13 protein-coding genes and 1 pseudogene are annotated in these 15490 nt (G+C 68.5%); 11 read left to right on the forward strand and 3 right to left on the reverse strand.

What is annotated here, in order from left to right:
- Positions 1-216: 216 nt before the first annotated feature.
- From ACWEVS_RS44525 to ACWEVS_RS44550, 6 genes are all read left to right on the forward strand, one after another.
- Positions 217-357 (forward strand): hypothetical protein, encoded by a 141-nt coding sequence (locus ACWEVS_RS44525; protein WP_449919246.1) that lies wholly within the window; start codon positions 217-219, stop codon positions 355-357.
- A gap of 87 nt (positions 358-444) precedes the next feature.
- Positions 445-1410, forward strand: coding sequence for an LLM class flavin-dependent oxidoreductase (locus tag ACWEVS_RS44530; RefSeq protein ID WP_452557096.1), 966 nt, complete (start codon positions 445-447; stop codon positions 1408-1410).
- Positions 1403-2008, forward strand: coding sequence for a flavoprotein (locus ACWEVS_RS44535; RefSeq protein WP_449919251.1), 606 nt, complete (start codon positions 1403-1405; stop codon positions 2006-2008). The genes ACWEVS_RS44530 and ACWEVS_RS44535 overlap by 8 nt, the downstream gene beginning before the upstream one ends.
- Positions 2005-2955 carry a hypothetical protein gene (locus ACWEVS_RS44540; protein WP_449919254.1) on the forward strand — a complete coding sequence of 317 codons (951 nt, stop codon included), beginning with the start codon at positions 2005-2007 and terminating at the stop codon, positions 2953-2955. Before ACWEVS_RS44535 ends, ACWEVS_RS44540 begins: the two co-directional genes overlap by 4 nt.
- On the forward strand, positions 2952-4229 hold the full coding sequence (locus ACWEVS_RS44545) for a M16 family metallopeptidase (protein WP_449919257.1): 1278 nt from the start codon (positions 2952-2954) through the stop codon (positions 4227-4229). The genes ACWEVS_RS44540 and ACWEVS_RS44545 overlap by 4 nt, the downstream gene beginning before the upstream one ends.
- Complete coding sequence (locus ACWEVS_RS44550; RefSeq protein ID WP_452557099.1) at positions 4222-5472, forward strand: M16 family metallopeptidase; 1251 nt, start codon at positions 4222-4224, stop codon at positions 5470-5472. Before ACWEVS_RS44545 ends, ACWEVS_RS44550 begins: the two co-directional genes overlap by 8 nt.
- Positions 5473-5670: 198 nt before the next feature.
- On the opposite strand, the pseudogene ACWEVS_RS44555 reads toward ACWEVS_RS44550, so the two are convergent.
- Positions 5671-5931, reverse strand: a pseudogene (locus tag ACWEVS_RS44555) (dihydrofolate reductase family protein); the annotation flags it as partial.
- Between the two features lie 160 nt (positions 5932-6091).
- On the opposite strand from ACWEVS_RS44555, the gene ACWEVS_RS44560 reads away from it, so the two are divergent.
- Both ACWEVS_RS44560 and ACWEVS_RS44565 read left to right on the forward strand, forming a co-directional pair.
- Positions 6092-7303, forward strand: a complete 1212-nt coding sequence (locus ACWEVS_RS44560) for a phage baseplate protein (RefSeq protein ID WP_452557101.1) — start codon at positions 6092-6094, stop codon at positions 7301-7303.
- Between the two features lie 10 nt (positions 7304-7313).
- A complete protein-coding gene (locus ACWEVS_RS44565; protein ID WP_452557103.1) occupies positions 7314-7742 on the forward strand; it encodes a hypothetical protein in 429 nt (142 codons plus the stop codon).
- Between the two features lie 539 nt (positions 7743-8281).
- Here the strand turns inward: ACWEVS_RS44565 and ACWEVS_RS44570 are convergent.
- Both ACWEVS_RS44570 and ACWEVS_RS44575 read right to left on the reverse strand, forming a co-directional pair.
- Positions 8282-8980: a response regulator gene (locus tag ACWEVS_RS44570; protein ID WP_452557105.1), complete on the reverse strand. Its 699-nt coding sequence runs from the start codon at positions 8978-8980 to the stop codon at positions 8282-8284.
- Positions 8977-10227, reverse strand: a complete 1251-nt coding sequence (locus ACWEVS_RS44575; RefSeq protein ID WP_452557107.1) for a sensor histidine kinase — start codon at positions 10225-10227, stop codon at positions 8977-8979. The genes ACWEVS_RS44570 and ACWEVS_RS44575 overlap by 4 nt, the downstream gene beginning before the upstream one ends.
- A 295-nt stretch (positions 10228-10522) precedes the next feature.
- On the opposite strand from ACWEVS_RS44575, the gene ACWEVS_RS44580 reads away from it, so the two are divergent.
- The 3 genes from ACWEVS_RS44580 to ACWEVS_RS44590 all read left to right on the forward strand — a co-directional run bounded on the left by ACWEVS_RS44580 (position 10523) and on the right by ACWEVS_RS44590 (position 15186).
- On the forward strand, positions 10523-11758 hold the full coding sequence (locus ACWEVS_RS44580; protein WP_452557109.1) for a monooxygenase: 1236 nt from the start codon (positions 10523-10525) through the stop codon (positions 11756-11758).
- 20 nt (positions 11759-11778) lie between these two features.
- Positions 11779-12717: a Rieske 2Fe-2S domain-containing protein gene (locus tag ACWEVS_RS44585; RefSeq protein WP_452557111.1), complete on the forward strand. Its 939-nt coding sequence runs from the start codon at positions 11779-11781 to the stop codon at positions 12715-12717.
- Between the two features lie 291 nt (positions 12718-13008).
- On the forward strand, positions 13009-15186 hold the full coding sequence (locus ACWEVS_RS44590; protein WP_452557113.1) for an MMPL family transporter: 2178 nt from the start codon (positions 13009-13011) through the stop codon (positions 15184-15186).
- Positions 15187-15490: the final 304 nt, after the last annotated feature.

Genomic DNA, 15490 nt, shown 5'->3' on the forward strand with positions numbered 1-15490 from the left:
CCGGCCTCTTGTCCTCCCCCCCCACTTTCAACCACACCCCCCCGCTTTCCCGATTCTCTAACACTATCTATTCGGTTTGTTTCCTGTCGGGGACGGCGGCGCCGCGGATGACGGTCCGCGGCGCCGCCGCACATGAGAACACCGTGTGTGAGAACGCACGGTGAGATCACCGTACGCGAGAACACCGCGCGTGAGAACAACGAAAGGAAGCGACGTATGTCCGCCGAGTTCCTGATGGAAGGCGCCGACGCCTACACCTCGCTCGCCGAGGTCGCCGCGTCCCTCCGGGAGACCCGTGAGCTCCCCCCGCCGACGACCATCTACAGCATCTGCACGCTGACGATGGAGTGCTTCTAACGGAGCCCGTGTGGCGGTGTCGCGGGGACCCGTGGCACCGCCACCGCTCGGGACGCGGCATTCACAGATGACGGTTTTGGAGGTTTGATGGCTACCGCGCTGCTGTTCCCATTCCAGCCTGCGCATCCCGACGCGGTCGTGCCCTTCGGGGAACTGGTGATGAAGGGGCTGGCCGGTCGGCTCTGGATGGGGCAGTCCGTGATGGCCGAGACCCACCAGACGTTCGCCTACCTGTCGGGCCGGGGGATCAGGGTGCCGTCCGGGCTGAGCGTGACGTTGATGCCGCTGCGGCACCCACTGGACGCCGCGGCGCAGGCGCGCAGTCTGGCGGTGCTCACCGGCAAGCCGGTGGTCGCCGGGTACGGTGCCGCCACACCCGAGGTGGTCAGGGCGCTGCGCGGCGCGTCGTACGAAAAGCCGGCGACGGCCGCGGCCGGTTACGCCCGCGCGATGCGCGGCATCCTCGACGGCGGGATCTCCGGTCACGACTGTGAGGCGTGCGTCGCCACGACCGGGCTGCCCCCGATGAAGCACGCGCCGGTCGAGGTGGGACTGGGCGTCCTGCGCCCCGGTATGGCGCGCGCGGCGGGCGCGGTCGCGGACGTGGCCATCACCTGGATGACGCCGCCCGATTACGTCCGGGACGTGTTGGTCCCCGCCCTGGCCGAAGGCGCCGCGGACCGCTGCTCGCCACCTCGCGTCGCGACCGTCGTACACGTGGGGTTGGCCGGCTCCGGCCGCGATCCGCGCAAGCTCGCGCACGCCGCGGCCGCGCTCCACCTGACGGCACCGCACTACACCGACATGCTCAGGCGGGCCGGAGTGCCCGCGGACCCGGCCGACCCGCGGGCGGGCGCCGCGGCGCTGGTCGAGGCGGGGGTCTACGTGTACGGCACGGCGGACGAGGTCGCCGGACGGTTGCGCGAGTACCGTGAGGCGGGGGTGGACGAGATCATCCTCAACCCGGCGGGGGTGGCGCAGACCGAGGGTTTCACAGCCGCGTTGACCGACGTGGAGCGGATCCTCGGAGCCATGGCGGACGCCGATGAGTGAGACCGGGCAGCCCCAGGGTGCGCCGCCGTTCCACGCCGAGCGCCTGCTCGTGCTCGCCACCGGGTCCCTCGGCGCCACCTTCCTCCCCTACTGGCTCAACTGGCTGAGGACCACCTACCGGCACCTGGATGTCCGGGTGGTGGTCACCAGAAGCGCGGAGCAATTCGTGACCCGGCAGTCGATCGCGGCCATCACCGGAAAGGACGTCCCCCTGGACGCCTGGCCGGAGGTCCCGGAACGGGGATCGCCGCACGTGGAGTATGCGACCTGGCCCGACACCGTCCTGGTATACCCGGCGACTTACCACTTCTTGAGCCGGTTCGCCAACGGTTTCGGTGACACCCCGATGCTGCTGGCGCTCCAGTGCACGTCCGCGCTGGTCGGAATCGCCCCCGCCCTGCCGCCCGGGGCTGTCGACTCGTACGCCTACCGGCAGAACCTCGCGGTGATCGAGGCCCGCCCCAACGTCGCGATCGTCGACCCTGTGCCCACCCTGAGCACCCACACCAGAGAGCGGGACGCCCTGGCGGCCGCCCCTCTCGACACGCTGATCGGGCGGCTGGCGGAGTTGCGCGCCTCCCGCGAGGAGGTCCTGTGAGCGAAGTCGTCGAATCCTTCGGCTCGGGTTTCGTGGTCACCACGGTCGTCCGGTGCGGTGAAGGTGATTACCGATGGACCCGGCGGCCGGGATCCGAGCGGGACGACGCGATGCGGATACCTGATCCCGCCGTCGTCGCGGCCGTCCGTACGGCCTGCCAGGGCCGGGTCAGGCTGACGCTCCCGGAACAGGCGGACGCCGCCGGCATGACGTACCGGACGGATCAGCCGCACTCGATCGCGGGGATGCTGCTCCGGAGGCCGGAAGGGGCCGGGACCCCTCTCGAACAGATCATCGGGGACACCTTCTCGGAGACGAGCGCAGCACTCGCCCGGCTGCACGCCGTGCCCCTGCCGCAGGCCGACTTGCCGTCCCCCGAAGGCCCGCGACGGCTGCTCTCGTGGCTGCGCAGCGGGCGGGGATCCCTCGCCGCGCCGGACCTTCACCGGCACGCGATCGAGATCCTCGGGCACGAACGTATGGCCATGGTGGGGGCGTGGTGCGTACCGGGGGCGGAGGAACCGCGCGTGCTGCTGCACGGTGCTCCCAGCCAGGGCATCCTCCTGCCTCTGTCGCCGGGCCGGGATGGTCACCTGCTGACCGGTGAGAATCTCGGCACCGGTCGGCGGGAGTCCGACGTGGGGTGGCTCATCGGCGAGTTGGTGGAGTTCCGTGAGCTGGCCCGTAGGTTCGGCCACGGAATGCTCCCCAAGGTCCACTACGACGACCTCATCGGCCGCGTTCTGGAGGGCTACGCCACCCGGCTCGATCTCGCCGCCGTGGGCAGGACCGCCGCGGTGCGCTTCCTGAAGCACGTCCACGATTTCGCCGCCTACAGGAGATGGCACGAACTCCTCGTGGTCTATCTGAGGCTCGTCGCCGACGTGATCGACGCGGCGGACGCCGGGGAACTGCTGCCCGCCCGAGGCGAGATGATCCGCCGGTGAGGCCCGCCGAGATCGTGCGCGCGAGGCTGGGCAACGGACTGCGAGTGGTCATCGAGGAGGAACGCTCCGTGCCCGTGGCGGGTGTGGCCGTCCACTACGACATCGGCTTCCGCGCTGAGGCCGAAGGCGGGTCCGGGCTCGCCCACCTGTTCGAGCACCTGATGTTCCAGGGAGAGATGGGCGGCGAGTCGGACCACTTCGAGCAGGTCGAAAGCGCGGGCGGCTTCTGCAACGCCTCGACCCGCCAGGACTACACCGACTTCTACAACGTGGTCCCCACTGACGCGGTCGAACGGGTGATCATGTTGGAGGCCGGCCGTATGCGAGCCCCGAGGATCACCGAACGGGCCATCAGGACCCAGGCATCGGTCGTGCAGGAAGAGATCCTGGGTAAGATCCGCAAACCCTACGGCGGCTTCCCCTGGCCCAGGGTTTCGCCCGTGCTCTTCCGCGACTTCGCCAACGCCCATGACGGGTACGGCGACTACGCCGCCCTGCGGCATGTCACCCTCCACGACTGCATGGAGTTCTTCGATCGCAACTACAGCCCCTCCAACGCCGTGGTGACGGTGACGGGCGACGTCGAGGCCGACGCGGTGCTGGAAACCGTCACGCGCACGTTCGGCGAGATCCCTGCCCGGCCCGCGCCCGCGACCGCCTCCCATTGGGAGCCGGAACCGGCCGGGCGGCGCGAGGCCGAATACATCGACGCGCTGGCACCGCTTCCCGCTCTGGCCATCGGCCATCGAGTGCCCGACCCCGCCGCCGAGCCGCGTGCCCACTTCGCGCTGTCCGCCCTCTCCGGCGTGCTGACCGGAGGCGGCAGACCGCGGCTGCGTGAGCGGATGCGGCGCGAGACGGGGCAGACGGTCACCTTCTCCGCCCGCGTCGGCCTGTTCGACTTCCTCGACGCGCGTGACCCCGACATGTGGCTGCTCACCGCGGTCCACCCGGACGGCGTGCCGCCCGCGCAGGTGCTGGCCGCCGTGGACGCGGAGCTGGAGTCGCTCAGCGCGAGCGGGCCCACCGACGAGGAGCTGCGCCGCTGCCGTACGACGTGGCTCACCTCCCATCACCGGTCCATGGACCGGATCGCCGACCGGGTGCGTACGCTGGGGCGCTTCGAGCTGCTGTTCGGCGATGCCGGACGTGTCGCGCGGTTGCCCGACATGTACGCCGAGGTGACCACCGACGACGTGGCGGCGGCGGCCGCCGGCCTGCGTGCCGATTCCCGCGCGCTGCTCAGGGCACTTCCGGGGAGGGTGCATGAGTAGTGCTGTGGTGGATCGCACTCTGGGGAACGGCCTGCGCCTGCTGGCGCTGCGGCACGGTGTGAGCCCCCTTGTGGAAGCGCGGCTCCGCCTTCCCCTCCCCTGCCCGACCCGGGACGCGCTGACCGAGTCCGTACTGCTGGCGGCCCACATGTCGCAGGGGCGGGACGACGACGGCGTTGAATGGAACGCGGTGGCAGACGTCCACCAGATGACAGTCAGCGCCTGTTGCTCCGTGAACGCGGTCGACTCGCTCATGTCGGCAATGGCTTGGGTGGTGCGCGGGACGCCGACTCGGGCCGCCTCGGCGCGTGGACAGCTGGTGGCGCATCTCAAGATGGCCGGATCGCATCCCGATGTCGCGGTCAGAGCACACCTCGCGCGGCACCTGTTCGGTGACCATCCGGTGGCGTTCCAGGTGCGGGAAGAGGAGCTGGCCGCGATCGAGGAGCCGCGTCACCGGCCGTTCGATCCGCGCGGTGCCGTCCTGGTGGTCCTCGCGCAGGACGATCCCGAACGGCTGGCCGACGCCGCGGAGAGATCGCTGGCCGGCTGGCGGCCACCGGCGCAGGGAACGCCGCCGCTGCCGTCGCTTCCCGAGATCGAAGGCGGACGATTGGCGTCCCTGCCGCAACCGGGCGTCCCGCAGTCACGCGTCCGGCTGCGCGCACAGGCGCTGACGGCCGATCACGAGCGCTATCCGGCGCTCTTCCTGGCCTGTAACGTTTTGGGCGGCTATCTCTCCTCGCGGCTCTCGAAGAACCTGCGTGAAGACAAGGGCTACGTGTACGGCGTCACCTCGTTCTTTGACGCCCATCCCGGTAGCGGACTCCTGGCGATCGAAGCCGACACTGCGGCCGCCACCACGAACGCCGCGATGGAGGTGCTGTACCGCGAACTCCGCCGAATGCGGACGAATCCCCCCACGAGGCAGGAGATCGAAGCCGCCCGGTCCTACGCTCTCGGTTCGATGGCGACCCGGCTGGCTCCGCGTGCCGCCTTCGCCGCCGCGCTCGCCGACCTCTCCGCCAAGGCCATCGACCCGCTCCGGTTGCTCGACTTCCCAGACCGTGTGGCGGCAGTGACGCCGGACGCGGTGGTCGCGGCGGCCGAGGAGTTCTTCACTCCCGAGCGATTCTCTGGCGTGGTCGCCTCGGATCCCGACGTGCTCATGCGTCTGACCTCCCCTGCCGAGGGCGAAGGCGGCACAGTACCACCGGCGAACTCCTTGACGTGTTCGAGCTGAGTTAGTGATCATCCTTCGGTCTGTCAGCGGCCAAGCAGACGAGATCGAAGGTGCCGCCCCTCCCGGCCGCGCGGAGCAGCCCTCCGTCGCGGGCCGGGACGCCGCCGAGTTCGCCGGGACCGCGCTGTCGAAGAAGCCCGAATGGACGCCCACGTACGGCCGGCGGCGGGAAAGCGGTACCTGGCCGGTGCCGCCGGGGAAGAGCCGTTCGCCGTCGCCGACCGCGATCGGGTGCACCAGCAGCCGCAGCTCGTCCAGGAGACCGGCCTGCAGCAGGGCGCGGACCAGGCTGATGCTGCCGGTGAGGTTGATGTTCTGGCCCGGCTGCCGCTTGAGCTCGCTCACCGCGGCGAGGAAATCTCCCTCGATCAGGCTGGAGTTCTGCCAGTCGGTCCGGTCGAGAGCGGTGGAGGCGACCAGCTTGCGGATGCCGTTGTGCTGGTCGGCCATCTCGTCGTTCTGGTGCGGCCAGAAGGCACGTCTTCAGGATCCGGGACGATGATGGAACGGATCAACACCCGCATGAGCTGCTGGAGGCGACGACGGGGACGGCGGTGGTACGGCTCAGCCACACGATCCCGCCGCCTCCGCCTTGATCATCCCTTGTACGATCTCCCGCATGTTCGACTTATCCGGCCCCTGGACCCGCGTACTGGCGGACACGAGGCTGCATCACGGGCCCGCCATGCAGTCGCTGGCCGTAGACCCGGTCACCCACGAGCTGTACCTCGTCCAGTTACGCGACGCCGGCACCGCCGACGAGCTGGGCAACCTCTGCGTCAACCGGGTCTCCCGCACCACCGGGAAGGTGCTGGACTGGATGCACCTGGACGGCTTCGGACACGGCTACCAGATCGGCGCCCAGCACATCGGCGGCCGTACCCATCTGTGGTGCGAGGCCGGACCGGTCCGCAAGGGCTTCGGCACCCGGGTCACCCGCTTCCCGTACCTGCCCGGCCAGAGCATCGACATGACCTCCGATGTCCTGACCAAGCCCTACTCGCCCGACCCGGACACCCTCACCTGCGCCCCCGCCGTCGACCCGATCGGCAACTGGCTCACGCTCCGCTACCGCACCCCCTCCGGCTACTTCTACAGCCGCCACCCCATCAACCCGGCCACCGGCAAGGTCTCCGGAACCCCCGCCGCCACCATCGCGCACCCGCCCTCGGTCGTGGGCACCTTCCAGGGGTTCGCCACCGTCGGCGACCTGCTCTACCTCTACAACGGTGACCCGTCGGACTCCTACGAGGACAGCAACGCCCGCATCTCGCTCGTCTCCTGGCGGGACCCGGGCCGCACCCCGGTCGTCACCCCCGTCACCGCGCTGCCCGGCCTGCCGCGCCGCGAACCCGAGGGGCTGGCCGTCGAGCCGCTGGGGGATCGGGTGAGTCTGCTGTTCGGTTTCAGCGGTGACGCCCCGGTGGGGCGGCAGGCCAGCGTGTGCGCCTTCACCTCCGATCCGCCGGTGCAGGGTGTGAAGGTGCTGGCCGACTGGAGCAAGCTCTCGCTGGCCCCCGGGTTCGCGGGCCACACGGGCGCGCGGGTGCCTCGAGCCCGGCTGATCAGCGTCGGCGGGGTGACCCAGCTCCAGCTGCGCGGCTCGCTCGGCTGCCCGGACGTCATGCAGCCGGCCGTCGTCGGCGACCTGCCGCCCTGGCTGACACCGAGCGTGCCGGTGAGCGCCGCCGTACCGCGCAACATGAGTTACGGCACCGCCGACTGCGAGGTCGAGGCGAACCCGTCCGGCCGGCTCCGGGTCTATGGCGCCAGCCCCGACCATCCGCTGTCCTGGATCGACCTCGACAGCTTCACCGCTTCCTGGAAGTGACGGACACCCCATGCGATCCCCCACCCGCCGCACGCTGCTCACCGCGGCCGCCGCCCTTCCCGCCGTCGCCCTTGCTTCTGGGGTCTCCGATGCCGAGGTCGTGTTCGCCTGGAAACCCATCACGCTCACCGGCCCTGCCAAGGCCTTCGCCGACGCACCGCCCCAGGCGCGCGTTGTACGCGTCGCCGGCACGGACTTCCTGCAGCTACGCGGCGGCGCCCACGTCTCCTACACCAACGACAGCCCCCTGGGCACCCTGCCCGCCGGACTGCCGGTGCCGAAACTGACCCGCGGACTGTGCCCGCGCAACAACCACAACGGGCTGAGCGTGTGCCGGGTGGAGGCCGACGTCAGGGGCACTCTCCTCGTCCTCGGCGGCACCAGCGCCAGCAAGATCACCTGGGTACGGCTCGACGGTTTCTCCTCCGTTCTGTCCTGATCATTGGCAGCGGGCGGATACGGCCGAAGCATGCATGGAGCTGCCTCGGGTCGCCTGTGGCTGCCTACCGGGGACCTTGTCCGATCATGCAAAAGACCAGGTCAATCGCTGGATTGCCTGGTCTTGGTTGCGCGCCCTGCAGGATTCGCACCTTTTAGCGGTGTGGCGTGTCGTTTGGTGTCCGTCTGTCGGCTGAGGGCATGGTTTTGGTGCCTGTCGATGACGTGTGATGACGCATCGTTTCCGGGACGGTCCAGCACGAGCCGAGCACGGCTGACCTGCCGGTTCAGGACGGGGAACCGCATCGGTGGATGGGGGTGGCGTGGATGTTCACGTTGGGCCATCCCTGCCTGGGGGCGAGCCGGGAGGCAGGCCGGTCATGCGTTCGGCGATGTTGAGGCCCCCACGTCCGTGAGGTGAAGTCAGGTCGAATCATGAAGCGGTACACGCCACTGGGGGCGTTCCAAGGCGTTCGACAACGACATGATCATCTACACCTGGATAAGCTTGTCGCTGCGCGAACGCGGCGTGGCCGTGCCTTACATCGCAGGGCTGACCAGTCCTGTCTGGTGAGCGATGAAGACCAGTTGCGCGCGGTCGCGCGCCTCCAGTTTCGCCATCGCGCGGCTGACATGGGTGCGCGCGGTGGCCGGGCTGAGAAACAACTCGGCACCGATCTCGTGGTTGCTCAAGCCCTGCCCCACCAGGGCCAGGACTTCGCGCTCGCGCTCAGTCAGCGCCGCGAGCCGGTCCTCTGCGGCCCGGGCAACTGTTCGTCGAGCGGTGAGCTGGCCGATGAGGCGTCGGGTGATCCGTGGTGCGAGCAGCGCCTCGCCGGCGGCGATCACCCGGATGGCGTGCAGGAGCTCGGCCGGTCCGGCGTCTTTGAGCAGGAAGCCGCTGGCACCGGCCTGCAATGCGTCGAAGACGTACTCGTCGGTGTCGTAGGTGGTGAGGATGAGGACTCGCACCTGCTCCAACCCGTGCGTCTCCGCGATCTGGGCGGTGGCTTGGATCCCGTCCAGTTTCGGCATGCGGATGTCCATGAGGACGACATCGGGGCGGGTGGCGCGGGCCTTTTCGACGGCTTCGGCGCCGTTGGTGGCTTCTCCCACCACCGTGATGTCGTCCTCGAGGTCGAGCAGGACCTTGAACCCGGATCGCACGAGCCCCTCGTCGTCGGCGAGTAGTACCTTGATCGGAGCGTTGGTCAGTGGTGAGGCGGCTGCCGCGTTCATAGGCGCGCCCCGGTCAGCGCGAGGGGCAGTCGTGCCCTGACTTCGAAACCGCCACCCGGAAGTGGCCCGGCGTCGAGTTCTCCGCCCAGCAGCTGACAGCGCTCGCGCATGCCGAGAATCCCGCGACCGGGCCTGGCGGAGCTGTTCGTGCCGCTCGGATGCCGGGCCGGTAGGCGCGGATCTGCGGAGTCATGACGTGGGGCGGCACGGCTTCCCTCATCGGTCACGCGGATCTCCAAGGCCTCGATCCCGGGGTTCAGCGCGACCGTCACCCGAGTGGGACCGGCGTGGCGGACCACGTTGGTGATCGATTCTTGAACGATTCGGTAGGCGGCACTTCCCACCGCGCTGGGCAACGGCGCCGCGGGCGAGGTCTCCTCGAGCTTGACGTCGAGTCCGGCCTCACGTGCCTTGGCGGCCAGTTCGTCGATCTGCCCCAGCCCGGGGTACGGCACCCGCCCGCCGTCACCGTTGTCGTCGCGGAGTACCCCGAGGATGGCCCGCATCTCCTGGAGCGCCCGGGAACTGGTCTGCTCGATGGCGCGCAGCGCCTCGCGCGCCACGTCCGGCCGCTTGTCGAGCACGTGCGCGGTGACGCCGGATTGGACGTTGATGATCGCTATGGCGTGCGCGACGGTGTCGTGGACCTCGCGCGCAATCCGGAGCCGTTCGGCGTCGACCCGCGCCCTCGCTTCCTCCTCGCGCGTCCGTTCGGCCAGCTCGGCGCGCTCCTGGGCTTCGGCCGCGATGACCTGCCGGGACCGGACGGACTCGCCGAGGGCCGCACTCATGACCGACGCGCCGATCCGGAAGAACACCCACCCGATGGCGGCGCGCGGCTCGATATCGGCCGCGGCGACCAGCCAGATGGTGGCGAGCACCGAGGTGCCCACGCCGGCGATCACCAGCGACCGGCGCCCGTCACCGTAGGCGGCGAGGGTGTACAGGGTGACGAAGAGCCCGAGCCAGCCCGGCCCGTCCGGGAAGTCGAGACTGTAGTACACCAAGCTGGCGAGCGCGGTCGTGACGAACACCGGCACCGGCCACCGGCGGCGGACGGCGACGACCACGCCGCTCACGATCAGCAGGACATATCCCAGGTTTCCGAGGTCGGTGAGGGGGCGCTGTACCACCTCGCTGGCGTTGCGGACGATCGTGCCCTGAACCTGCATCACGGTGATGAAGAGCGCGAGTAACACGTCCTGCGCCGGCGCTGGCAGACGCAACGACATGACGGGGTGTTTCATGCCGCGATCCTATGGTTCCCGCGCGTGAGAACACTCCACCCAGACGCGCGACCCCCTACGACGACGGATGTATCCGGGCATGAGGTGTCTACGCAGAACTGCGTAGACGCTGCCGTCCGTTGTCGGAGGCTCAGGCCCGCTCGGCAACGCGACGATGGAATCCGCGAAAGACCTACGAACACCTCCATGAGGGCAGCCCGTCAGCTGGACGCCATTTGAAGGAGCGTGTCGTGCGTAGCGCTTTCACCAGCCTGGCGACTCTGCTGCTGGCCGTCGCAGCACAGTTCTTCGCCGGATGGGCGTGCCCGTGAAGCCAGGAATCTCCTGGAAATACTGCCAGACACGAAAGGTCATCATGAGGAAACGGATGAAGCACCGGCGAAGGATCGCCCTGGCAGCGTGTTCGGTGGCAATGGCGATGGGGCTCACCGCCTGTGCGTCGGACTCCGCAGATTCTGAGGCGGACGCGCCGCACACTGGCCATGGCACCTCCGCGCCCGCGGCATCGCAGCCGTTGCGCACCGGCGAGCGGTTCCTGGACCTGACCATGCCGGAGTCCTATACGCCGTCCGCTCCCAACGGCGGCACCGATGACTACCGGTGCCTGCTGATCGATCCACACGTGACCAAGCCGATGTTCCTGACCGGAGCCCTGTTCCAGCCCCAGAACGCGAAGATCGTGCACCACGCCGTTGTCCAGGTGATCGCACCCGAGGCAGCAACACTGGCGCACGCCAAGGACGCCGAGACGCAGGGCCCTGGCTGGACCTGTTTCGGCGATACCGGGTTGGGCCCGGTAGCGGGGACCTATGCCAGCGCCTGGACCCCCAACGGCACAGAGAGCGTCCTTAAGCAGGATGTCGGCTTCCCCGTCAAGCCCGGCAGCCTGATCGTCGTTCAGGCGCATTACAACCTGCTGGCCACCGACGGCCGCGCAGGCGAAACGGACCAGTCCAGCGTCCGGTTGCGACTGACCGACGGCACAGCGGCCACCAAACCGCTACGCACTCTCCCTCTGCAGGCACCGATCGAACTGCCCTGCGCCAGTGGTGAGTCCGGTGTGCTGTGCGACCGCGCCGCGTCGGTCGCGGATGTCACCAAGCGCTTCGGTGACAGAGTCGGGGGTATTGCGCAGCAACTGCTGGAACTCTGCGGCAATGGCAAGCCGGTGCCTGGCAACATCCAGCGCTGCGACTATCCGATGCGACAGCCCATAACGGTGTATGCGGCGTTGGGACACATGCACATGCTCGGGCGCTCGATCAAGGTCGAACTCAATCCCGGCACCGCCCGGGCCCAGACTTTGCTCGACGTCCCCAACTTCGACTTCGACAATCAGAAAACCCGGCCATTGCCCACCCCTGTCGACGTCAAGCCAGGAGACACGCTGCGGGTCACCTGTACCCACGACGCCACCCTGCGGCAGCAAGTGCCGGCGCTGAGCAAGCTCCCACCGCGATACGTGGTCTGGGGCGACGGCTCAAGCGATGAAATGTGCACCGGCTTCATGATCACCTCAGCCACCAAGTGACTATGCGCTGGGATTCCCCGATGCAGTCACCGCTCTGGGCACTGCTGCCGCTGCGCGCCTTTCTCGGTGGCACCTTTGTGTACGCCGGTGTTTCCAAGCTCTTCGACGCGCGCTACTTGGATGACACCGCGCCGCTTGGAGTCCATGCCCAGATGCTGGACGCCGCCGAGATCTCCCCGATCGGCCCACTGGTATCGCTGGCCGCCGACCACTCGATCGTCACAGGCCTGGGGCTCGCCTTCGGGGAGATCGCGGTCGGACTCGGTGCCTTCCTCGGCCTGTTCACCCGGCTCGCCGCCCTCGGCGGCGTCCTCCTGTCGGTCAGCTTCTTCCTGACGGTGAGCTGGACGACCCGACCGTACTATTACGGGGCCGACATTGTTTTCGCTTTCGCGTGGACCCCGCTGCTGATAATGGGCGACGCCGGGGTGTTGTCATTGACCGCCTGGTCGCGTTCGAGGGTGCGTCACAGGCTCGGTCTGCCGATGCGCAGCACGCCGGACGAAAGTGTGGTCGTACAGGACGACGTCAAGCGCCGTACCGCGCTACGGGGCGGTCTGATCGCGGCAGCGACGACCGCTGTCGGAGTGGCCGCAGGGAGCACGCTGGCACTCGCGCGGCGCCCCGTGATCTCCCCGAGGGACTCGGCAAGCCCAGGGACGGGGAGCGGGCCGGTGATCGCTGCCGCCGCCGACATCGCCGCCGGATCGGCGAAACGCTTCACCGCGCCAAATGGGGCACCTGCCTATCTCCTGCGCCCCACCCCGGACACGTTCCTGGCGTTCAACGCCACCTGCACCCATCAGGGTTGCCCGATCTCCTACGTCGGCCCCGGATTTCGTTGCCCTTGCCACGGCTCCACCTTCGATGAGAACGGACAGGTGACCGGAGGGCCGGCGCGCGCATCGCTGATCGAAATCCCGGTAAAGGTCATCGACGGCCAGGTCACGATTGCCTGAAGGTCCAACCGCCAATGGGACAGCTCCATCCTGTTGTCACGGGTGAAAGGGGCTGGCCCGGCGGTGGCGATGACAAATGGTCGCCATCCGCTCCCGTTGATGACGCGGAAAAGACTGGCTCAGGTCCCGGTGGTCACCGAAGAACTGACGAGTTCTTCGGTTATCAACAAGCTCCGCGATCAGCTGTCACCGCTTACCCAAGCACCGCCAAACGAATTCCGACAAAGGGGTGCGGCCTGCGACTTCAGGATGGAACTAGCCCAATGAATAAAGCGACTTCGAGGAGAAGAGTTGAGAACCGACACTTCCAACACTGATGGAGCACTGGCGAGGCTGGCTCGGTTCTGTTACCGGCGCCGCCGTCTGGTCCTGCTTGCCTGGATCGTCGGCGTGATCGCCGTGGCGGTGGTCGGCTTCGGGTACGGCGCGGCCCCCGACAACGCCTTCACCGGCGGAAATTCCGAATCCGCCAAGGCGCAGGAATTGATCGAGCGGCATTTCCCCGAGCAGCAAGGCGACACGCTGACCCTCGCGATCAAGGCGGACAAGGGAATCGATGATCCCGCCGCCCGGCAGAAGATCGAGAAGGTCCTCGCCGGGCTCGCCGACTCTGCTGTCACCGGACCGATGACGTCGCCGTATGACGACAAGAGCCTGGTGACGGCGGACCGTCGGATCGCCCGCACGACGATCCCGCTGAGCGACAAAGAGGTGGACAAGACCGAGGTCAAGCCTCTGGTGGACCTGGTAAAGGCGGCCTCCGACGACAGCGTCACGCTTGGCCTGGGCGGGTACATGGCGGAAAAGGCTGAGACGCCCCCGCAGGGTCCGGCCGAAAGCGTCGGCCTCCTGGCGGCAGCGGTGATCTTGTTCATCGCCTTCGGCTCGCTGGTGGCGATGGGTTTGCCGATCGTGACCGCCCTCCTGGCGATCGTGGCCGGCCTCGCGCTTATGAAGCTGGTCGGGTACCTGGTTCCCGGGCCGGATTTCACCTTGGCCTTCGGCGCGATGATCGGGCTCGGTGTCGGTATCGACTACGCCCTGTTCATCGTGACCCGGTACAAGGACAGCCTGCAGGAGGGCGATGACCCCGAGAGCGCCACGGTCAAGGCCCTCACCACGGCCGGGCATGCGGTGCTGTTCGCCGGCGTCACCGTTGTGATCGCGTTGCTGGGCCTGGTCGTCATGGGGCAGCGGCTGATGACCGGGGTGGCCGTCGCCACGTCGGTGATCGTGCTGGTGACGATGATCGCCGCAGTGACCCTGCTGCCCGCGTTCCTGGGCTTCACCGGCTACAAGATCAACTCGCTGCGCCTGCCCCGTCGCGCGCCGCGGGGCGACCAGCCCGTCACCGGTGCGTCCCGGCAGCGCCGTACCCCCGCCGAGCGCTGGGCCGGCACGGTGCAGCGCAGGCCGGTGATCGCCGCGACGCTGGCCGGCGCGGTTCTGCTGGTGCTGGCCGCTCCCACCTTGTCCATGCGGCTGAGCCAGCCTGACGCCAGCGTTCAGCCCCACGACAGGAGCAGCTACACCTCCTACAAGATCCTGTCCGAAGGCTTCGGACCCGGCTACGGCGCACCGCTGATCTTCACCACGCAGGTCGACTCCACTGACGCCGACCTGAGCCCCGTCGTCGAAGCGGTGCGCAACACCGACGGCATCGCCTACGCCACACCACCTCGGGTCAGTAAGGACGGGCAGGCCGCCACCTTCATCGCCTTCCCCTCGACCGGCTACCAGGACGAGGCGACCGCGAACCTGGTGCACAAGCTCCGCGACGAGGTGCTGCCCAACGCACCCGGTGGCCGGAACGTCCTCGTCGGCGGCCCGAACGCCGCCACCATCGACGTCGCGGAGGAGTCCGGCTCGCGCCTGCCTCTGATGATCGCGGTCGTCATTGCGATCTCCATGGTGCTTCTGATCGCCCTGGTCCGGTCGGTCACGATCGCCCTGCAGGCGGCGGTCATGAACCTGCTGTCCATCGGCGCCGCTTACGGGGTGATCGTCGCGGTCGTCCAATGGGGATGGTTCGGCCCCGCCCTCGGCTTTCCCGCCGCCATGCCGGTCACGACCTGGGTCCCGATGATGATGTTCCCGGTCCTGTTCGGCCTGTCGATGGACTACCAGGTCTTTCTGATCTCCCGGGTCCGTGAGGAATACGAGCGAACCGGCGACACCCGCACGGCCGTTGCCCGAGGGCTGGCAGGGACCGCCAAGGTCATCACGGCCGCCGCCGCGATCATGATCGCCGTCTTCACCACGTCCCTGCTCGGCCCGGACATCGCCGTCAAGCAGGGAGGCCTGGGCATGGCCGTCGCCGTGCTCATCGACGCCACCATCGTCCGGATGATCCTCGTTCCCGCCGTCATGGAGCTGTTCGGCAAGGCCAACTGGTGGATGCCCGGACGCCGGGCGTCGAAGTCGGCCCCGGCCGCACCGGCCAGGCTCGAAGAACAGGCCAGAGTCTGACCCCTCGCCGAACCGGCGTGCGGGAAACCTCCGGGCGGGTTCCGTACCGGCCGAGGTGGCCCGCGAGTTCGGCATGAACGCCAGCTATAGGTGAACGTGCGCAAGGCCACCCACCGCGACCGTGAGCGGCCGCTGGCCCAGGCCCGGGCGGCTACACCGAGGTCTTCCAGCGCTGGGAGCCGTCCCGCACCCTGCGCACCCTGACCGCGCTAGGAGCTGTTTCTTAGATCTCCTGACGGTGAGCGCTGGTCTTGTCACTCTTGGCATATGGGTCGTGGTGATCTGACGAACGCCGAGTGGGAAC

The organism is Nonomuraea sp. NPDC003754, assembly GCF_053605785.1.